Origin of the sequence: Hasllibacter halocynthiae (genome assembly GCF_003003095.1) — a bacterium.
In the GTDB taxonomy this organism is placed as follows: Bacteria; Pseudomonadota; Alphaproteobacteria; order Rhodobacterales; family Rhodobacteraceae; genus Hasllibacter; species Hasllibacter halocynthiae.
The window spans coordinates 65,185-83,898 of the sequence record NZ_PVTT01000001.1; the positions used below are offsets into that span (position 1 = coordinate 65,185).

General features: G+C 73.3%; 16 protein-coding genes, 1 pseudogene and 1 riboswitch. Of the genes and pseudogenes, 12 read left to right on the forward strand and 5 right to left on the reverse strand.

Features of this window, described 5'->3' with window-relative positions:
- Positions 1 to 308 precede the first annotated feature (308 nt).
- Positions 309 to 878, reverse strand: coding sequence for a peptidoglycan-binding domain-containing protein (locus BCF33_RS14260; RefSeq protein ID WP_245883669.1), 570 nt, complete (start codon positions 876 to 878; stop codon positions 309 to 311).
- A 144-nt stretch (positions 879 to 1,022) separates the two neighbouring features.
- On the opposite strand from BCF33_RS14260, the gene BCF33_RS00330 reads away from it, so the two are divergent.
- Positions 1,023 to 1,346 carry a 2Fe-2S iron-sulfur cluster-binding protein gene (locus BCF33_RS00330; RefSeq protein WP_106158972.1) on the forward strand — a complete coding sequence of 108 codons (324 nt, stop codon included), beginning with the start codon at positions 1,023 to 1,025 and terminating at the stop codon, positions 1,344 to 1,346.
- Between the two features lie 23 nt (positions 1,347 to 1,369).
- Positions 1,370 to 2,161, forward strand: a complete 792-nt coding sequence (locus BCF33_RS00335) for an FG-GAP repeat domain-containing protein (RefSeq protein WP_245883670.1) — start codon at positions 1,370 to 1,372, stop codon at positions 2,159 to 2,161.
- Positions 2,162 to 2,166: 5 nt separating this feature from the next.
- Here BCF33_RS00335 and BCF33_RS00340 read toward each other — a convergent pair whose 3' ends face one another.
- Complete coding sequence (locus BCF33_RS00340) at positions 2,167 to 2,715, reverse strand: hypothetical protein (RefSeq protein ID WP_106158973.1); 549 nt, start codon at positions 2,713 to 2,715, stop codon at positions 2,167 to 2,169.
- A gap of 80 nt (positions 2,716 to 2,795) precedes the next feature.
- Positions 2,796 to 4,043, reverse strand: coding sequence for a phosphoribosylamine--glycine ligase (gene purD / locus BCF33_RS00345; RefSeq protein ID WP_106158974.1), 1,248 nt, complete (start codon positions 4,041 to 4,043; stop codon positions 2,796 to 2,798).
- Positions 4,044 to 4,103: 60 nt separating this feature from the next.
- Here purD and xseA point away from each other — a divergent pair, with 60 nt between their 5' ends.
- The 4 genes and pseudogenes from xseA (at position 4,104) to BCF33_RS00365 (ending at position 8,115) form a co-directional block, all read left to right on the forward strand.
- Positions 4,104 to 5,732 carry an exodeoxyribonuclease VII large subunit gene (xseA, locus tag BCF33_RS00350; protein WP_106158975.1) on the forward strand — a complete coding sequence of 543 codons (1,629 nt, stop codon included), beginning with the start codon at positions 4,104 to 4,106 and terminating at the stop codon, positions 5,730 to 5,732.
- 131 nt (positions 5,733 to 5,863) lie between these two features.
- Entirely contained in the window at positions 5,864 to 7,051 is a 1,188-nt protein-coding gene (gene ftsY, locus BCF33_RS00355; protein ID WP_106158976.1) for a signal recognition particle-docking protein FtsY, read from the forward strand.
- A gap of 231 nt (positions 7,052 to 7,282) precedes the next feature.
- Positions 7,283 to 7,417, forward strand: a pseudogene (locus tag BCF33_RS00360) (multidrug transporter); the annotation flags it as partial.
- 44 nt (positions 7,418 to 7,461) lie between these two features.
- Entirely contained in the window at positions 7,462 to 8,115 is a 654-nt protein-coding gene (locus tag BCF33_RS00365; protein ID WP_106160128.1) for an inner membrane-spanning protein YciB, read from the forward strand.
- Here BCF33_RS00365 and BCF33_RS00370 read toward each other — a convergent pair.
- Complete coding sequence (locus tag BCF33_RS00370) at positions 8,046 to 8,411, reverse strand: PilZ domain-containing protein (protein WP_106158977.1); 366 nt, start codon at positions 8,409 to 8,411, stop codon at positions 8,046 to 8,048. The genes BCF33_RS00365 and BCF33_RS00370 overlap by 70 nt on opposite strands.
- Positions 8,412 to 8,495: 84 nt before the next feature.
- Positions 8,496 to 8,574: riboswitch (SAM riboswitch) on the forward strand.
- 25 nt (positions 8,575 to 8,599) lie between these two features.
- Between BCF33_RS00370 and metZ the strand changes: the two genes are divergently transcribed.
- The 3 genes from metZ to BCF33_RS00385 all read left to right on the forward strand — a co-directional run bounded on the left by metZ (position 8,600) and on the right by BCF33_RS00385 (position 12,708).
- Positions 8,600 to 9,817 carry an O-succinylhomoserine sulfhydrylase gene (gene metZ / locus BCF33_RS00375; RefSeq protein WP_106158978.1) on the forward strand — a complete coding sequence of 406 codons (1,218 nt, stop codon included), beginning with the start codon at positions 8,600 to 8,602 and terminating at the stop codon, positions 9,815 to 9,817.
- Between the two features lie 79 nt (positions 9,818 to 9,896).
- On the forward strand, positions 9,897 to 10,979 hold the full coding sequence (gene folE2, locus BCF33_RS00380) for a GTP cyclohydrolase FolE2 (protein WP_106158979.1): 1,083 nt from the start codon (positions 9,897 to 9,899) through the stop codon (positions 10,977 to 10,979).
- Positions 10,980 to 11,268: 289 nt separating this feature from the next.
- A complete protein-coding gene (locus tag BCF33_RS00385; protein WP_106158980.1) occupies positions 11,269 to 12,708 on the forward strand; it encodes a TrkH family potassium uptake protein in 1,440 nt (479 codons plus the stop codon).
- A 33-nt stretch (positions 12,709 to 12,741) separates the two neighbouring features.
- Here the strand turns inward: BCF33_RS00385 and BCF33_RS00390 are convergent, their stop codons facing one another.
- Positions 12,742 to 14,499, reverse strand: coding sequence for a trypsin-like peptidase domain-containing protein (locus tag BCF33_RS00390; RefSeq protein WP_158259321.1), 1,758 nt, complete (start codon positions 14,497 to 14,499; stop codon positions 12,742 to 12,744).
- A 204-nt stretch (positions 14,500 to 14,703) separates the two neighbouring features.
- On the opposite strand from BCF33_RS00390, the gene BCF33_RS00395 reads away from it, so the two are divergent.
- Genes BCF33_RS00395 through glyS form a run of 3 tightly spaced genes read left to right on the forward strand, consistent with a single transcriptional unit; the run spans position 14,704 to position 18,483 of the window.
- Positions 14,704 to 15,627 (forward strand): glycine--tRNA ligase subunit alpha, encoded by a 924-nt coding sequence (locus tag BCF33_RS00395; protein ID WP_106158982.1) that lies wholly within the window; start codon positions 14,704 to 14,706, stop codon positions 15,625 to 15,627.
- Positions 15,624 to 16,133 carry a DUF6446 family protein gene (locus BCF33_RS00400; protein WP_146132754.1) on the forward strand — a complete coding sequence of 170 codons (510 nt, stop codon included), beginning with the start codon at positions 15,624 to 15,626 and terminating at the stop codon, positions 16,131 to 16,133. The genes BCF33_RS00395 and BCF33_RS00400 overlap by 4 nt, the downstream gene beginning before the upstream one ends.
- 1 nt (position 16,134) lies before the next feature.
- Complete coding sequence (glyS, locus tag BCF33_RS00405; RefSeq protein ID WP_106158984.1) at positions 16,135 to 18,483, forward strand: glycine--tRNA ligase subunit beta; 2,349 nt, start codon at positions 16,135 to 16,137, stop codon at positions 18,481 to 18,483.
- Positions 18,484 to 18,714: the final 231 nt, after the last annotated feature.

The following is an 18,714-nucleotide window of genomic DNA, read 5'->3' on the forward strand; positions in this document are numbered from 1 at the left end:
CCCGGCGCAATCGGCCGGCGGCCCCAGTCCACGGGCGCGCGGCGCGTCCCGCCGCCTGGGGCGCGTCCCGCACGGACGGCCCCACCGAAATCCCGTGCGCCAGGCGTCGCCGCGCCTTCCGCGACCGGGCGCCGTTCGGCGTGGCACGGGGTTCGGGGCGGGCACGCCGAAGGGCCCGCCGCCGGCGGTGCCCTCCGATCCCCCATGTGGCCGCTTCGTCGGTCCCGAAGTCCCATGCCCTGCCGCCGCATCCTCCGCCCTTCCTTCCGCGCGATTCCCGTCCCGCACGGGGTTCTAGCGGGGAGAGGTTAAGGGTCCGTTGCAGGACCGCGCGCCGTCCCGGGCTGGCGCTCCGCCGCCACCGGCACCAGGCCCAGCGCCCGCGCCGCCTCCATCGACAGGGTGCCGGCGGCGAGGCCCCTGGGCGCTTGGAACGCGAGGACGGCACGCCGGACCTCGTCGTCCATCGCGCCGTCGATCCGCCCGTCATAGAGGCCCCGCGCCGTCAGCGCCCGCTGCAGCGAAGCGACGAGTTCGGCCGTCAGCGCGGGCGCGCAGGGCGTCTCGAACCAGACATCCCTGCGGGCCTGCGCGATTCGCTGGCGCGTCCGCGTGACCAGGCCGCCCCCCGGCATCCGCACTTGGACGCTCCGCGAGACGACGCGCGCCGGGTCCTCCGCGCGATCCCAGCACAGCGCGGGGTCCGCCCCCGGCGGGGCGATGGCGCCCGCCGCCCCGGGCCCGGCGGGGATGGTCCCGATGGGGCGGGCCTCCCGCCGAACCTCCGGCCCCAGCGGAGAGCCGGGCGCAGGCCCGCGACCCGGCCCGCAGGCGGCGACCGCGAGGGCCGCGGCGAGGATCGGGACGAGGGCGCGCACCCTCGCGGGATGGCACGTCCCCCTCCCGCCGGCGAAGCCCCGCGCCGGCCGCCCGCGCCCTCCTGTCACGCGCCGGCGACACCCTCTGGCCCCGCCTCGCGGGCGCCGCTATCCCCCGCCGCGAGCCGCAAAGAGGGAGGCCCCATGCCCAAGATCACCTATGTCGAGCACGGCGGCGCCGAGCACACCGTCGAAGTCCCGCTGGGCAGCACCGTGATGGAGGGCGCGCGCGACAACGGCATCCCCGGCATCGACGCCGATTGCGGCGGCGCCTGCGCCTGCTCGACCTGCCATGTCTACGTGGACCCCGCCTGGACGGGCAAGCTGCCCCCCAGGGACGACATGGAGGAGGACATGCTCGACTTCGCCTACGAGCCGGACCCCGAACGCTCGCGCCTGACCTGCCAGATCAAGGTCACGCCCGAGCTGGAGGGCCTGCGCGTCCAGATGCCCGAGAAGCAGATCTGACGCCCCCCGCGACGGTTCTGGCCTTGGCCCTCGCGGCGGCCGGACCGGCCGCGGCGCAGGACGTCGCCGAGGCGCGCGGCACGGGCGGGGGCTGCATCACGACCCGGCCCGTGGGCCCGGTCGTCCGGGCGCCGGGCAGCGGCATCGCGGCGGCCTTCTACTGGGACCCGACGACCGCCTATCCCCACGGCGCCCTCGGCGACGAGGTCGAGGGGCGGATGCTCCTCGTCCGGCCGGAGGGCAGGGGGTTCTGCGACACGGTCCCGGCCCGCGACGGCGGCGTGTTCGAGGACACCGCCCCGCGCATCGCGGATGTCACCGGCGACGGCCGCGCCGAGGTGGTGGCCGTCTCCGCCCATCCCGCCCTCGGCGCCCGGCTGGAGGTCTGGGGCTATCCTCTCGGCCCCGGCGAGGGGCCCTCGCACGATCTGGCCCTCGTCGCCGCCACCGCCCCCATCGGCACCCGTTTCCGCTGGCTCGCCGTCGCCGGTATCGTCGACCTCGACGGCGACGGCCGGGTCGAGATCGCCTTCGTGGACCGTCCGCACCTCGCGCGCACCCTCCGGGTCGTCCGCCTCGAAGGGAGCCGTCTGAGGGAGGTCGCGGCCCTGGAGGGCGTCACCAACCACCGCTTCGGCGCCCCCGACATCTCCGGCGGCATCCGCGACTGCGGCACGGGCCCCGAGGTCGTCCTGGCCTCGGGGGACTGGTCGCGCCTCCTCGCCGTGCGGCTGGTCGGCGGGGCCCTTCTCGCGCGCGACCTCGGGCCTTGGTCGCGCGAGGCTGCGGACGCCGCGTCGGCCTGCACGGGCTAGGCGGCTCAGTTGCTCGGGCTGCATTCTGCGCCGAGGCCCGGGCAGACGACCGTGACCGCGTCGATGTCCGCGTCGCCCTTCGAGTCGTTGCCCGTGTTGACGTAGGCGATCGACAGGGTCTTGAGGCCCGCCAGAAGCTCCTCGGGATCGCTGATCGCCAGAAGGTCGGGCCGAAAGGCCAGCGACTCCTCCTCGACGGCGTCCGCGCCGCCGAACGTTTCGTAGAATTCGCCGCGCTCGTCCCGGCGCCAGTTCTCGAAGGCCCCCACGCTTCGGAAAACGAGGGTCCCTCTCGGCCCCTCCGCCGCCGAGAGGTCGAGCTGCGCGACGAACGGCCGGCCCGCAAGCGTCGCGAACGCCTCGGGCGAGATGTCCACCGCCTCGTCGGCGGCGAACCGAACCACCATCACGAGGTCAGGCAGCCCATCCGTGCCGGCAGTGATCACATCGACGTCCGCTGCATCCGATACGTCGCCGCCGGAGGCGTCCTGGGCCGCGGTGGGCGAGGCGAGAGCGGCGACGGCGAAGGCCGCCGGAACGAGGGCGGTGCGCATGACGTGGTTCCCGTGCTACGTATGTGCGACGGAGCAACTGATCGGCCGTTCGGGGGTTCCGATCCCCCCGGGCGAGAGGATCAGAGGGCGCGCCATCCGATGTCGCGCCGGAACGTGCCGCCGGGCCACTCCACCGCGCCCGCCAGGGCATAGGCCCGCCTCCGTGCCTCGGCCAGCGTGGCGCCCCGGCCGGTCGCGCTCAGCACCCGGCCGCCGGCCGAGACCGTCATGCCGCCCTCGCGCGCCGTTCCGGCGTGGAACGTCTGCTGGTCGGCCGTCGCCGGCAGCGCGTCCAGGCCGCCGATCCTCTCGTCCTTCGCGTAGCCGCCCGGATAGCCCCTAGCCGCCAGAACCACCGTCATGGCGTGGTCGTCCGCCCAGCTCGCCCGCTCGCCCTCCAGCCGGCCTTCGGCGCAGGCCAGCATCAGGTCCAGCGCCTGCGCCCCGAGGCGCATCATCAGCGCCTGGCACTCGGGGTCGCCGAAGCGGACGTTGAACTCCACGAGGCTGGGCGCGCCGTCCTCGATCATCAGGCCCGCGTAGAGGACCCCCGTGAACGGCGTGCCCCGGCGCGCCATCTCGCGCAGCACGGGCCGGACGATGCGGTCCATCGCCCGCCTCTCGACCTCGGGTCCGCAGACGGGGGCGGGGGAGTAGGCGCCCATCCCGCCGGTGTTGGGGCCCGTGTCCCCCTCGCCGGCGCGCTTGTGGTCCTGCGCCGTTCCGACCGGCACCGCCGCCTCGCCGTCGCATAGCACGAAGAGCGACGCCTCCTCGCCTCGCAGGAACGCCTCGACGACCACGCTGCCGCCCAGGGCCAGCAGGTCGTCCACGGCCCCCTCGGCCTCGGCCACGCTCTCGGCGACGACGACGCCCTTGCCGGCGGCCAGCCCGTCCGCCTTCACGACGACGGGCGCGCCGCCGGCCCGGACATGCGCCTTCGCGGCGTCCGCGTCCTCGAACCGTGCCCAGGCGGCCGTCGGCGCCCCGGCCGCGTCGCAGACCTCCTTCGTGAACGCCTTCGACGATTCCAGCCGCGCCGCCTCGGCCGAAGGGCCGAGCGTCGCGACGCCGGCCGCCCGCAGGACGTCCGCCACCCCCGCGGCCAGCGGCGCCTCGGGGCCCACGATCACGAAGTCGATCCCCCGGTCTGCGCAGAACCGGGCCACGTTCTCGCCGTCGAGGATATCGAGCGCGGCGTTCTCCGCCAGCGCCTCGGTGCCGGCGTTGCCGGGCGCGCAGACCAGCCGGTCGCAGGCCGGGTTCTGCGCGCAGGCCCAGGCCAGCGCGTGCTCGCGCGCCCCGCCGCCCAGGATCAGGATGTTCATGGCGCTTTCCCCTCTGGCCCGCGCGTCCTATGCCGGACGCCCCGAAGGGGAGCAACGCGCATGGACCTGATCGACGACGAAGGCGGCCCCGCAGTCGGCGGCGACAACGCCCACGCCTTCTCCGTCTCCGAGCTGTCGGGCGCGGTGAAGCGCGCGCTGGAGGACGGGTTCGGCCGGGTGCGCGTGCGCGGCGAGGTCGGGCGCGTGTTCGCGGCGCGGTCGGGGCACCTCTACTTCGACCTCAAGGACGACCGTGCCGTCGTGGCCGCCGTCGCCTGGAAAGGCCAGGCGGCCCGGCTGGCCCATCGCCCGGAGGAGGGGATGGAGGTCGTCGTCACGGGCCGGATGACCACCTTCGGATCGCAGTCGAAGTACCAGATCGTCGTCGACGACGTCCGCCCGGCGGGCGCGGGCGCGCTGATGGCCCAGCTCGAGGCGCGGCGGAGGAAGCTCGCCGCCGATGGGCTGTTCGACCCCGCGCGCAAGCGCGCCGTGCCCTTCCTGCCGCGCACGATCGGCGTCGTCACCTCGCCCGGCGGCGCGGTGATCCGCGACATCCTGCACCGCGTCGCCGACCGCTTCCCCCGCCGCGTCCTCGTCTGGCCCGTCGCCGTCCAGGGCCGCGGCAGCGCCGAGGAGGTCGCGGCGGCGATCGGCGGCTTCGACGCGATGACCGGGCCGTCCCGGCCGGACGTCCTCATCGTGGCGCGCGGGGGCGGCTCGATCGAGGATCTCTGGGGTTTCAACGAGGAGGTCGTCGTCCGCGCGGCCGCCGCCTGCAACATCCCCCTCATCTCCGCCGTGGGGCACGAGACGGACACGACCCTCATCGACCACGCGGCCGACCTGCGCGCGCCCACGCCGACCGCCGCGGCCGAGGCCGCCGTCCCCGTCCGGGCCGAGCTGCTGGCGGGGGTCCGCCAGCTCGACGCGCGGCTGATCCGTGCCGGGGCGGAGGCGGTGCGGGGGCGGCGGCAGAGGGTGCGCGACCTCGCCCGCGCCCTGCCGCGTCCCGAGACGCTGACCGAAGGGCCGCGCCAGCGCCTCGACCTCGCCGCCGAGCGGCTTCCCGGTGCCCTGCGCGGCGGCACCGCCCGCCGCCGCCTCGCGCTGGAGCGGCTGGCCGGCGCGCTGCGGCCGCGCCTCCTCTCGGCGGGGATCGCGGCGCAGCGGACCCGCCTCGGCGAGGCGGGGCGCCGGCTGGAGGAGGGGGCCCGCCGCGCCGCCGATGCCCGGAGGGAGCGCACGAAGGCGCAAGGCGACCGTGCCGCCGCCGCCCTCGGCCGCGCCGCCCGCGCCGCCAGGCGGGGCTTCGAGGAGAGGGCGGGACGCCTGCGGGCGGACGCGCTTCTCCGCGGGGCGCGGGACGCGCGCGGACGCCTGGGGACGGCGCAGGCCGCCTTCGCCGCCGCCGCCGGGCGCGATCACGATCGCCGCAGGCGCGCCGTGGACCGGCTGCGCGCGCTGAACGAGGCCCTCGGCTACCGCAACACGCTGCGGCGCGGCTATGCGGTGGTCCGGGGCCCCGGCGGCGTGCTGACCCATGCCGGCCCGGCCCGGGCCGCCGCCCGCCTGCAGATCGAGTTCCAGGACGGCGAGATGGCGGCCGTGCCCGAGGACGCCCCGGCCCGCCCCGCGCGCCGCGCCCGCCCGAAACCCGGTCCGGACGATCAGGGCACGCTCTTCTAGCGGCCCTCGCTTGCCTCGTGCCCCCCCGCGGGCCGCCCGCTTCGCCGGATCCCGCTTGCGGGGCCGGGCCCATGGGGACCTTTCACCGGGTTCGCGCACGGACTAGGTCGGGCGCGAAAGGCGGTGCTCCCATGTCCTTCTTCGGCAAGCTCAAGGCACGGATGTTCAAGTCCTCCTCGAAGATCGAGGAGGGGCTCGACGCCATCGTCGAGGAGGGAGGCGCGGAGGACGCACCGCCGCCGGCATCCGGACAGGCCCCGGCAGCCGGCCCTGCCTCGCCCTCCGTGCCCCATCCCGAACCGGACCTGCCCCCCGATCCCGTCGCGCCGCCCCCCGCCGAGCCCGAGCCCGAGCCCCAGCCCGAGCCTGAGCCTGCCGCGCGCGACGTGCCGCCCCCCGCCGAGGCGCCCGCGGAAGGCCCCGCGCCGCAGCAGAGGCCCGGCATCCTGGGGCGCTTCCTCGGGCGGGGCCCCGCGGTCGTCCGCCGCGAGCTCGACGACGCCATGCTCGAGCAGCTCGAGGAGGTGCTGATCCAGGCCGACATGGGCGTAGACACGGCCCTACGCGTCTCCGCCCGCTTCGCCGAAGGGCGGATGGGGCGGCGCTTCGGGGTTGAGGAGATCAAGAGGATCCTCGCCCGCGAGATCGCCCAGATCATGGAGCCCGTCGCGCGGCCCATGCCGCTCTTCCCGAAGAAGCCGCAGGTGGTCCTCGTGGTGGGGGTCAACGGCTCGGGCAAGACGACGACGATCGGCAAGCTCGCCTCGCAGTTCCGCGCCGCCGGGAAATCCGTGGTGATCGCCGCCGGGGACACGTTCCGCGCCGCGGCCGTCGAGCAGCTCCAGGTCTGGGGCGAGCGGGCGGGCGTGCCCGTGATGACGGCGCCCGAGGGGTCGGACCCCGCCTCCCTCGCCTTCGACGCCCACAAGCGCGCGGAGGAGGAGGGGGCCGACCTTCTGATGATCGACACGGCCGGGCGCCTCCAGAACCGGCAGGACCTGATGGAGGAGCTGTCGAAGATCGTCCGCGTCATCCGCAAGCGCGACGAGGGCGCGCCGCACAACACCCTCCTCGTCCTCGACGCGACGACGGGCCAGAACGCCCTGCGCCAGGTCGAGGAGTTCGGGCGCCTCGCCGACGTGACAGGCCTCGTGATGACGAAGCTGGACGGCACGGCGCGGGGCGGGGTGCTCGTGGCGCTGGCGGACAGGTTCGGCCTGCCGATTCATGCGATCGGGATCGGCGAGCAGGTGGGCGACCTCGCCCCGTTCGCCCCGGAGGAGTTCGCCGCCGCCCTCGTGGGGCTGGACGATGCCTGAGCCGGACGGGCCCGGCGGAGGCGCTCGGGCGGGCCGTGATCGCCGCGGGGGGGGCATCCGCCCCGCGCCGCAGGCCACCCCGGCCGCCCCGAGGGCCACACGCTCGCCCCGGTGGCGAGGTTCCGCACCCGGCCCGGCCGCCCGGGATGAGGATCGCTCCTGCGGCCATGAACGCGGTCCGGACGGTGACGGACCCGATCAGGCGCGGGGGACCGGCGCGCATGTCCGCGAACGCGACGCGTGTTCGCCGCCCTCATCGGCTGGCTCGTGCTGGGCGAGCGGATCGGCCCGCGGCGCGTCGCCCTGATGGGCTTGATCGCCGCCGGGGCGGTGTTAGTCGAGGCTGCCGGCCGAGGGGGACCATGACAGAACGATCCGACCAGACCGAGGCTGCCCGCGCGGCGGCCGACATGGCCTCAGCGGGGGCGGGCGCGGGTCCCGGGCGCGGACGGCCCGTCGCGCCTTGGCTCAAGCAAGCGCTGGAGCTGGGGCCGCCGCTGCTCTTCTTCGTGATCTACCTGCGGATGCAGGACCGGACCTACGACATCCTGGGAACGGAGTACTCCGGCTTCATCGTCGCCGCGGCGGTCTTCGTGCCGATCCTGCTGGCCGCGACGGGCACGCTCTGGTGGTTGTCGGGCGCGATCAGCCGGATGCAGGTGTTCACCCTCGTGATGGTCGTGTTCTTCGGCGGGCTCACCGTGTGGTTCAACGACGAGGCGTTCTTCAAGATGAAGACGACGCTTGTCTACGGGTTCTTCTGCCTCCTCCTCTCCGTCGGGCTGCTGCGGGGGCAGTCCTGGCTGAAGCCCCTGATGGGCGAGTACCTTCCCATGAACGACGAGGGATGGATGATCCTGACACGGCGGCTGGCCCTCGTCTTCGCCGCGATGGCCGCCCTGAACGAGGTGGTCTGGCGCACGATGTCGGACCGCACCTGGGTCATCTTCGAGACCTTCGGCCTTCCCGTCGCGCTGATGGCGTTCCTCTGGTTTCAGATCATGGCGCTGCAGCGGCACATGCCGCAGGAGGACGAGGGGGGGCCAGGCGCCGGCACGCGCTGAGGCGCGCCCTCCTCGAGCTCCGGTCGCTCACCGCCGGCGATGGCCGCCAGCCGCTCGGGCGCGAGGGGGCCCGCGAAGCGGATCCCGGCGAGCGGGCCCCGCGACCAGAGGACCGTCACGGTCACGTCCTCCCCCGCGAGGCGGATCGCCAGGCGCTCGCCTTTCGGGACTTCCCCGCCGTGGCGGAGCCTGGCGCCTGTGCGGCTGATGTTGTCGATCCGGCCCTGGAGCGGGCCCCGGCGCCCGTCGATCCGCACTGGCATGGCGGCGGGGCTTCGTCTGATGCGCGTCTGCATGGCATGTCCTCCTCCGCGCGGGCTCTGCCACGGGAGGGGTTAAGGGCGGGTGAACGGTTGACCGGCGGGCGCGCCCGGGGCTAACCCCGCGCGCGTGCCGATTTGTCCACCGGATTGCGGGGCACGTGAAACATGCCGCTAAAGAGGTCCGGGGCAGGACCCCGCCTTCCGGGCATCGGAGGAACCAAATGGCCGAGCGCCGCCCCCCCAAGCGCCACCCTCGCACCACGGCCGTCCATGGCGGCACCCGCCGCAGCCGTTACGGCGAGGTGTCCGAGGCGATCTTCCTGACCCAGGGCTTCGTATACGACAGCGCGGAGGCCGCCGCCGGACGCTTCGAGGCGCTCGGCGAGGACGAGTTCATCTACGCCCGCTACGGCAACCCCACCACCGCCACCTTCGAGGAGCGGCTCGCCGCGATCGAGGGCACGGAGGACGGGTTCGCCACCGCGAGCGGCATGGCCGCCGTCTCGGGCGCGCTCATGTCGATGCTGAAGGCCGGGGACCGGGTCGTCTCCTCGCGCGCGCTGTTCGGATCGTGCCTCTACGTCCTCGAGGAGGTCCTGCGGCGCTACGGCGTCGAGGTGGCGTTCGTGGACGGGACGGACCTCGACCAGTGGCGCGAGGCCGTCACGCCGGGGACGAAGGCCGTGTTCTTCGAGGCGGTCGCCAATCCCACGCTGGAGGTGATCGACATCGCCGCCGTCGCCGGGATCGCGCACGCCGCAGGCGCGCTGGTCCTCGTGGACAACGTCTTCGCCACGCCAGTCTTCTCGGACGCCGTGGCGCAGGGCGCCGACGTGGTGATCTACTCGGCCACGAAGCACATCGACGGGCAGGGCAGGGCCCTCGGGGGGGCGATCCTCGGCACGGAGGCGTTCGTGCGGGGCACCGCCGAGCCCTTCCTCAAGCACACGGGCGGCGCGATGAGCCCGTTCACATCCTGGATCATGCTCAAGGGCCTCGAGACCATGGACCTGCGCGTGCGCGCCCAGGCCGCGGGTGCCGAGCGGATCGCCCGCGCGCTGGAGGGGCACCCTGCTCTGCGGCGCTGCATCCATCCCGCCCTCTCCTCGCACCCGCAGCACGCCTTGGCGGCGCGTCAGATGGAGGGGGCGTCGACGCTGGTCTCGCTCGACCTCGCCGGGGGGCGGGCCGCGGCCTTCGCCTTCCTCGACGCGCTGGAGATTCCGCTGATCTCGAACAACTTGGGGGACGCGAAGTCCATCATCACGCACCCGGCCACGACCACCCACCAGCGCCTGACGGACGCCCAGCGCGGCGTTCTGGGCATCACGGACGGGTTCGTGCGCCTCTCGGTCGGCCTGGAGGACGCGGACGAGCTGATCGACGACCTCGTGGGGGCCCTCGACTCGGCGGGGTCGCGGCGGGTCGCGGCGGAATGACCTGAGCGTTCCCCGGGGGGACTCAAATGCACGGCCTTCCGCATTATGTAGATGGCCGCAGTGGAAGGGGGATGGCGCGATGAACGGCCTTTCCGACGACATCCGCACGCCGACCCGCCGCGAGGCGGAGGACGCGCTGGCCCTGCTGACGCGTTGGGCCCGGGGCCGCGGCGCCTTGGAGGTAGGCACGCTGAACCCCGCGCTGTCGGCGCTGGGCGGCGGCGTGGCCGAGGGCTATCCCGCCCTCTCGCGCCTCTATCCCGAGGGCTTCGTCGCGGACCCGGCCTACCGCGCGACGCTGCCCGACCTTCAGAACGGCCCCGCGACCCTGATCCGTGGCGCCCCGCGGCGCATCCAGCACGTGGGCGTCGCGGGCTTCCGCCTGCCGCTGCGCTGGGCGGTCGCGGACGGCGAGCACGTGCTGGAGACGGCCGTCACGGGCACCGTCTCGCTCGAGGCGGACCGCAAGGGCATCAACATGTCCCGCATCATGCGCGGCTTCTACGATCGTGCGGGCACGGCCTTCGACTGGGCCGTCATGGAGGACGTCCTCGACGCCTACCTGGACGGGATCGGCACCGCCGACGCGCGGCTGCACTGCGCGATCCGCCTGCCACTGGAGCAGGAGGCGCTTCGCTCTGGCCTCGTCGGCTGGCAGCACTACGACGTCGGCTTCGAGGTCGTCCGCGAAGGGGCGGCCCGCACGCGCATCCTGCACGTGGACTACCTGTACTCGTCGACCTGCCCCTGCTCGCTGGAGCTGTCGGAGCACGCCCGCCGCGCGCGCGGCCAGCTCGCCACGCCGCACTCGCAGCGTTCGGTCGCGCGGCTCTCGGTCGTGGTCGAGGGCGGGCTGGATCCCGCGGAGGTCATCGCGATGTGCCGCGCCAAGGTGCCGACGGAGGTGCAGGTGATGGTCAAGCGAGAGGACGAGCAGGCGTTCGCAGAGCTGAACGCCGCGAACCCGATCTTCGTCGAGGACGCCGCGCGCCTCTTCGCCGAAGGGTTGAACGGGCTGTCGGAGGCGGGGGACTTCTGCGTCGCCTGCTCGCATCAGGAGTCGCTTCATGCGCACGATGCGGTCAGCGTGCTCACGGAGGGCGAGACCTTCGCCGGGCCGTTGCCCCCCGACCTCTTCGCCGGATTGCGCCGGCCACTCTAGGCGAGGTTGCACCGGAACTTCCGGCGGGGTGGGAACGGCGTGCGCGACGCGGGCGTGCGCCCTGTGGCGCGTGGCTGGCCGCGTGCCGGAGGGGCCGTCGCCAGGGCGGCGCCGGCCGCGTTCGTGATCTCGGCCGCGCCCGGCCCGCCCGCGGCCTTGGTCCGGGCGGCGCGTGCCGGGTTCGATCGGGCCATGGGCCGAAGGCGCGGCCGGCTTCGGGCACACGCACCCGGGTCCCCTTGCACCAAGCCGTTGACCCCGCGCCCGGGCGGGGCGAACGCTGCCCCCCATGCCGGACCTCCGCCCGCCCCTCTACCTGATCGGTCTTCTCGTCGCGGCGCTGGGGGCCTCCATGACGCTGCCGATGGCGGTGGACTGGGCCGCGGGCAACGGCCACTGGGGGGTGTTCGCCTCTTCCGCCGTGATAACGACCCTGTCGGGGGGGCTGATCGCCCTCGCCTGCGCCAACGGCGTGACGCGCAAGCTGACCCTGCAGCAGACGTTCCTCCTGACGACGGGGGTATGGGTGGCGCTTCCCCTCTTCGCGGCGCTTCCCTTCGTGCTGGGCGCGACGGGCGCCTCGGCGACGGACGCCTTCTTCGAGGCCATGTCGGGCCTTACCACCACCGGCGGGACGGTGCTGACGGGCCTCGCCGGGCTGCCGGACGGGATCCTCCTGTGGCGGGGGCTGCTGCAATGGTTCGGCGGGATCGGGATCATCGTCGTGGCGATGGCCCTGCTGCCCGAGCTGAAGGTCGGCGGCATGCAGATCTTCCGCGCCGAGGCCTTCGACACCGACAAGGTCCTGCCTCGCGCCGCTGCCATCGCGGGACGGATAGCGGGGATCTACATCGGGCTGACGGGGGTCTGCGCGCTCACCTACCTGGGCTTCGGGATGAGGCCGCTCGATGCGGCCGTCCATGCGATGACGACGATCGCCACCGGCGGGTTCGCGAACTACGACAGCTCCTTCGCGGTGTTCGGCCCGGCGATCGAATGGTCCGCGACGCTGTTCATGCTACTCGCGGCGCTTCCCTTCGTCCGCTACGTGCAGTTCCTGAACGGCGAGCCGGCGCCCCTCTGGCGGGACCCGCAGATCAGGGCCTTCCTCCTCGTCGCGGCGACGCTGATCGGGGCCATGACGGTGTGGCGGTGGGCGGTGGAGCCCGGAGACATGTCGCTGCGCGAGACCGCGTTCAACGTGACCTCCATACTGACCGGGACGGGCTACGCCTCGTCGAACTACATGCTCTGGGGGGCGCTGCCGGTCGCGGCCTTCTTCTTCATCGGCCTGATCGGGGGGTGCGCGGGATCGACGTCCTGCTCGATCAAGATCTTCCGCTACCAGCTGCTCTTCGCGTCCATCAAGGCGCACATTCGGCGCATCCATCAGCCGCACGGGGTGTTCGCGCCGCGCTACGACGGACGCCCGGTGGGCGACGACGTCCTCTCCTCGGTGATGAGCTTCTTCGTCCTGTTCATCGGAACGCTGGCCATCGTGACGATCGGGCTGGGGACCACCGGCCTCGACCTCCTGACGGCCGTGTCCGGCGCGGCCACGGCGCTGGCGAATGTCGGGCCGGGCCTCGGCGACGTGATCGGCCCGGCAGGCAACTTCGCACCCCTGCCCGACGCGGCGAAGTGGATGCTGTCGGCCGCCATGCTGATCGGCCGGCTCGAGGTGCTGGCGGTCTACGTCCTCTTCGTTCCGGCCTTCTGGCGCGCCTGAGGCCCCCCAAAGGGGCCGGCCGCCGCGCGTGCCCTACCGCTCGTAGCAGGCGACGAGCACGGCCATCTCGGCCGCGGCCTCGGCCAGCTGCGGCGGAGACAGGGCAGAGGCGTCGCCGCCCGTGCGCACGGCGATGCCCCCCGCCGCGAGTGCTTCGGCCAAGGCGCGCCCGTCGAGGCCGAGCCAGGTCCCCGAAGGCAGGGTGCGCGCACCCCCTCCGGGCGGCAGGAGGAGACCCGCCACCAAGCCCGAGCCGTCGAGGACCGGCCCGCCCGCGTCGCCCGCCGCCGCGGCGATCTCGTAGCGGTCGCGCTCGGGCTCGCCGCCGAGGCCGCGGACGTCGCGTAGCGAGCCGTAGGTCAGGCTGGCCCGCCCCAACGCTCCGCCGAAGGGGAAGCCCGCCACCGCGACCTCGCTTCCGATGCGCGGCGGCTCCTGGCGGAAGGTCGCGACGGCCGGCGGCGCGAGCGGCTCCTCCGGCCGCAGGAGCGCGGCCCCTGCCTCCGCCCACTCCACCCTTGCCTCATGGATGTCGTCGATGCGCAGGGTTCCGCACCCCGCGACGACGTCCTCGGCCGTCAGGACCGCGCCGGTGGCGTCCACGAACACCCCCGCCCCCGTGCGGTCCGGACGCCGTATCTCCAGCCCCGCCAGAAGGTCGACGTCCTGCTCGTCCGCCGGCGTGGCGCGGCGTTCGTCCAGCACCCGGTCCGAGACCTCCGCGAGGCTGCCGCGCATCCGGGCCCATACCCGATCCAGCCGGTCGTCGCCCCTGGGCCAGACCAGCGTCAGCCCCCTGATCCGTCCGTCCTCGAGGCGGGCATAGGTGCGCGAGGTGATGTCGGCATCGGTGCCCTCGATCTCGAACTCGTCCTCCCGAAGGACGCGGGGCCCCTCCTCGGGCACGATCTCGAGCGCCTGCATGATCTCGTAGAGGCCCCCCAGCGCCGCGCGCGTCCCCTCCCGGCTGACGAGGAGGACCTGGACCACGCCGCCATCCGACGGAACGTACCGCACGAACGGGGTCTCGATCCCGCCGGGGGCGACGACGGCGAGCGGCATGTCGACGGCGAGGCCGGCCTCGCGGACCACGGTGCGTTCCATCCCGAGGTCGTCGAACAGGGCGTTCCACTCGGCCATCAGCCGGGCGCGCTGGCCCGTGGTCAACACGCCCGTCGCAGCGAGGCCGCGATCCGTCTGCCATCCGCGCATGGCCTCGCGGGTGCCGCGCCCGAAGGCGGCGTCGATGGCCGCGGTGTAGAAGCCGGCCCATTCCAGCGCGCGCTGGACGTCCTCCCGCTCCGCGCGGGTCAGGAGGGCTTCGGCCGCCCGCGCCTCCTCCACGGTCTCGTCGGACGCGCCGGCGGGCGGGGCGGGCACGGCGGTCGCTTCGCCCGGCGGTGGCGAGCCTTCGGCCCCTTCGGCGGGCGCGATGCCCGCGCCGCCGGCCTGGGCGAGCTGCGCGCCGACCGGCCAGAACTGCTGCCTGTAGGCGTCGCCGTCCGACACGAAGGCGTCGCCCGGCACGGCCCCCCCGGCGGCGCGGAGGGCCGCCCGCGCCTCGGCACGATCCCCGAACGGCCCCAGCGCGACCACGTACCAGCCGCCGGCCGCGCGGAAGCCCGTGACGTCGGGGGTGCCGGCCGCCGCATAGGTCCGGGCGCGCCCCTCGCCTTCCGCGAGGCTGCGAAGGGCTTCGATCTGCACCCAGATACCGTCCTGCTGCGCCTCCGCAGCGGTCCCGGCGAGGACCGTGGCGGCCAGCAGCCCAGCCTTCGTTGCAAGCTTCACCTGGCAGTTCCTTCGCATCTGGTCCGGCCGGCGGACCGCCCCGCCCGATGCTTAGCCCCGGCGGCCGGCCAGCACGAGACGTCGTGCGACCCACAGGGCACGTCTGTGCGGCCCCGATGCATCGCCGGTCATGCCGGCCGCCCGCGTTGACCCCATGCCGCGCGCCGCCTATCCGCCCCGCGACCCATTCCCGGAGGCCCCAGCATGGCGGACGCGCCCCGCTCGTTCCAAGGCATCATCCTTGCGCTGCAGGAATACTGGGCACGCCAGGGCTGCGCCGTGCTGCAGCCCTACGACATGGAGGTGGGCGCGGGCACCTTCCACCCGGCCACGACCCTGCGCGCGCTGGGGCCGAACGCCTGGGCGGCCGCCTACGTCCAGCCCTCGCGTCGCCCCACGGACGGGCGCTACGGCGAGAATCCGAACCGGCTGCAGCACTACTACCAATTCCAGACCATCATCAAACCCAGCCCGCCGAACCTGCAGGAGCTCTACCTCGGCTCGCTGGAGGCGATCGGCCTCGACATGGCGCTCCACGACGTCCGCTTCGTCGAGGACGACTGGGAATCGCCCACGCTCGGCGCCTGGGGCCTGGGGTGGGAGGTGTGGTGCGACGGGATGGAGGTCTCGCAGTTCACCTACTTCCAGCAGGTGGGCGGCCATGACTGCCGCCCCGTCTCGGGCGAGCTGACCTACGGGCTGGAGCGGCTGGCGATGTACGTCCTGGGCGCGGACCACGTCATGGACATGCCCTTCAACGACCCCGTCGCGCCGATCCCGCTTTCCTACGGCGACGTCTTCCGCGGGACGGAGGCCGAGTACTCGCGCTGGAACTTCGACGTAGCCGACACGGAGACGCTCCTGAGGCACTTTGAGGACGCCGAGAGGGAATGCGCCCGCATCCTCGCCGCCGACGAGGTCGACCCCCGCACGGGCCGCACCATCGTCATGGCCCATCCGGCCTACGACCAGACCATCAAGGCCAGCCACATCTTCAACCTTCTCGACGCGCGCGGCGTCATCTCCGTCACCGAGCGGCAGAGCTACATCGCCCGCGTCCGGGCCCTGGCGAAGATGTGCGCCGATGCCTTCCTTCGGACCCCCGCCGGGGGCGCGGAGGCGGCGTGAACTTCGCCGGCAAGCTCGCGGTGGCCTTCCTCGTGCTGACGGCCCTTCTGGGGGCGTTCGGCCTGTGGTGGACGGCCACGCGGCTGGGCTACGGCGACCCGGAGGAGATCCTCGCCGTCGGGCTGACGACGCCGGAGGGGGCGGTCTCGATCCCCGCGAGCGGCACGACGATCGGGCGCGACACCTCGCCCCGGTCCTACCGGTCCTGCTTCACCCTCGCCCAGCCCGCGCCGAAGGCCGTGCCCGCGCCGGGCGCCGTGCCCACCGTCGCCCCCTCGTGGTACGAGTGCTTCGACGCCGAAGCGATCGGCGCGGACCTCGCCGCGGGGCGGGCGGCGGCGGTCCTAGGCACGAGGGACGTCCGCTACGGGATCGACCGGCTGGTCGCCCTCTACCCCGACGGGCGGGGCTTCGCCTGGGACGAGATCAACGAATGCGGCGAGGTCGTCTTCGACGGCCGACCCACGCCGGAGGGCTGTGCCCCTCCGCCGCCCGAGGACGGATGACATGGACCTTCTGATCGAGCTCTTCTCCGAGGAGATTCCCGCCCGGATGCAGCGAAAGGCCCGCGAGGATCTCAAGCGCATGATGACGGACGGTCTGGTCGAGGCCGGCCTGACCTACGCGGGCGCCGAGGCGTTCAGCACACCGCGCCGCCTGACCCTGGCGGTGGAGGGGCTGACGGAGGAATCCCCGACCATCCGCGAGGAGCGGCGCGGCCCCCGCGTCGGCGCGCCGGAGAAGGCGGTGGAGGGCTTCCTGCGCGGCGCGGGGGTCGAGCGCTCCGCCCTGCGCGAGGTCGATGGCAAGAAGGGCGCGTTCTACGTGGCCGACGTGGTGACGCCCGGCCGCCCGGCCGCCGCGATCGTCGCCGAGGTGCTCGAAGGGGCGATCCGCGGCTTTCCCTGGCCCAAGTCGATGCGCTGGGGCACGGGCTCGCTGCGATGGGTGCGGCCCCTGCGCCGCATCCTCTGCATCCTCGTGCGCGAGGACGGGGCCGAGGTGGTGCCGCTCGCCGTCGACGGGATCGATGCGGGCGACGTCACCGAGGGTCACCGCTTCATGGCGCCGGCGCCGTTCTCCGTCGCCTCCTTCGAGGACTACGAGCGGAGGCTGAAGCGCGCGAAGGTGGTCCTTTCGGCCGATGACCGGGCGGAGGGCATCTGGAACGACGTGGCCCAGACCGCTTTCGCCGCCGGGCTCGAGCCGGTCGAGGATCCCGGCCTCCTCTCGGAGGTGGCGGGCCTCGTGGAATGGCCCGTCCCCCTGATGGGCGAGATCGCCGACCAGTTCCTCTCGCTGCCCCCGGAGGTGCTCGTCACCTCCATGAAGGAGCATCAGAAGTTCTTCTCGCTGAAGGACCGACAGGGCAGGGTGGTCCGCTTCGTCACCGTCGCCAACATCGAGGCCCCCGACGGGGGCGAGGCCATCCTGTCCGGCAACCGCCGCGTGCTATCGGCGCGGCTCGCGGACGCCAAGTTCTTCTGGGAGAACGACTTGGCCGTCGCCCGCGCCGGGATGAAGGCGTGGCTGGATAAGCTGGGGGCCGTCACCTTCCACGCCAAGCTGGGCACCCAAGCCGAGCGGGTCGGGCGCATCGCGGCGCTGGCGCGGGAGATCGCCCCATTCGTCGGCGCGGACCCGGACGCCGCGGAGCTGGCGGCCAAGCTCGCCAAGGCCGACCTCGCCTCCGAGATGGTCTACGAGTTCCCCGAGCTACAGGGCACGATGGGCCGCTACTACGTGGCCGAGGCGTTGCTGGCCGACCCATCCCTCGCCCCCGAGGGGCAGCACGAGGTCATCGCGAACGCCGCCGAGGCCCATTATCGGCCTCTCGGCCCTTCCGACGGCGTGCCGACCGACCCCGTCGCGGTCGCGGTGGCGCTCGCCGACAAGATCGACACCCTCACCGGCTTCTGGACCATCGACGAGAAGCCCACCGGCTCGAAGGACCCCTATGCCTTGCGGCGGGCGGCGCTGGGGGTGATCCGGTTGGTGATGGAGAACGACCTTCGCCTCTTACTTGGTGGAGTTTTCGTCCAACGATTCGAGAAGTTTCATTTGGCCCAAATCTACGAGGACAGAGCAATCGTGCTCCCGGACGGGATGGCCGATGAACGAGGAAACTGGCGTCAACCTTGGGATTACAATTCAGACGATGAAGACGCTGATGAACACACGCCGCCTCGCAGAATATTTTCGCCGGAAGGTGAGTTGCTCTCGCTCGTTCGGAGCGGGCGGGTTGCTGGGTTCGCGGAAATATTTGATGATCTCGACGGTGACGGAATGGACCAGCCGGTAAAGCGGTTTGCCACCCCAGAGCAGACTACTGCCGACCTCCTCTCCTTCCTCCACGACCGGCTGAAGGTCTTCCTCCGCGACCGGGGCGTGCGGCACGACGTGATCGACGCCGTGCTCCACATGCCGAACGCCGACGACCTCGCGCTGCTGACCAAGCGGGCCGCCGCGCTCCAGGCGCTCCTGGACACCGAGGACGGGACCAACCTGATCCAGGGCTTCCGGCGCGCCGACAACATCCTGCGCCAGGCCGAGGACCAGGACGGGGTCGAGTACTCCTTCGGCCCCGACCCCAAGTTCGCTGAGGCGGACGAGGAGAAGGCCCTCTTCGACGCGCTCGACCGGGCGGAGCCCAAGATCGACGAGGCGATGGCCGAAGAGGATTTCGAGGCCGCCATGCGCGAGATGGCCGCGCTCCGTGCGCCTATCGACGCCTTCTTCGAGGCCGTGCAGGTCAACGACGACCGCCAGGCGATCCGTCGCAATCGCCTGAACCTCCTCCACCGCATCCGCACGACGCTGCTGAAGGTGGCCGACCTCCGCCGCATCGAGGGGTGAAGCGCGCCCGGAGATCGGTCCAGCGAACCGAACTCAGCGCCGAACGGGCGAACCCCCGGAGGAAGCGCGCCCGAAGATTGGTTCGGTGGATCGACCGGGTCCGGCACCGGTGAGCCTCGGGCAATGCCGGCGAGAAGGGCGTCCTATCCCGAGAGGCCGGCACACGACGCTGCTGTCCAGGGCGTTCTCGCGTTCTTCAGGGCGAACGTTTCCGCCCGGGGGGTTCGAGGG

Coding starts and splice junctions, on each gene's coding strand:
- BCF33_RS00330 (WP_106158972.1), top strand. CDS start 1,023: ATGCCCAAGATCACCTATGTCGAGCACGGCGGCGCCGAGCACACCGTC.
- BCF33_RS00340 (WP_106158973.1), bottom strand. CDS start 2,715: ATGCGCACCGCCCTCGTTCCGGCGGCCTTCGCCGTCGCCGCTCTCGCC.
- purD (WP_106158974.1), bottom strand. CDS start 4,043: ATGAACATCCTGATCCTGGGCGGCGGGGCGCGCGAGCACGCGCTGGCC.
- xseA (WP_106158975.1), top strand. CDS start 4,104: ATGGACCTGATCGACGACGAAGGCGGCCCCGCAGTCGGCGGCGACAAC.
- ftsY (WP_106158976.1), top strand. CDS start 5,864: ATGTCCTTCTTCGGCAAGCTCAAGGCACGGATGTTCAAGTCCTCCTCG.
- BCF33_RS00365 (WP_106160128.1), top strand. CDS start 7,462: ATGGCCTCAGCGGGGGCGGGCGCGGGTCCCGGGCGCGGACGGCCCGTC.
- BCF33_RS00370 (WP_106158977.1), bottom strand. CDS start 8,411: ATGCAGACGCGCATCAGACGAAGCCCCGCCGCCATGCCAGTGCGGATC.
- metZ (WP_106158978.1), top strand. CDS start 8,600: ATGGCCGAGCGCCGCCCCCCCAAGCGCCACCCTCGCACCACGGCCGTC.
- folE2 (WP_106158979.1), top strand. CDS start 9,897: ATGAACGGCCTTTCCGACGACATCCGCACGCCGACCCGCCGCGAGGCG.
- BCF33_RS00385 (WP_106158980.1), top strand. CDS start 11,269: ATGCCGGACCTCCGCCCGCCCCTCTACCTGATCGGTCTTCTCGTCGCG.
- BCF33_RS00395 (WP_106158982.1), top strand. CDS start 14,704: ATGGCGGACGCGCCCCGCTCGTTCCAAGGCATCATCCTTGCGCTGCAG.
- glyS (WP_106158984.1), top strand. CDS start 16,135: ATGGACCTTCTGATCGAGCTCTTCTCCGAGGAGATTCCCGCCCGGATG.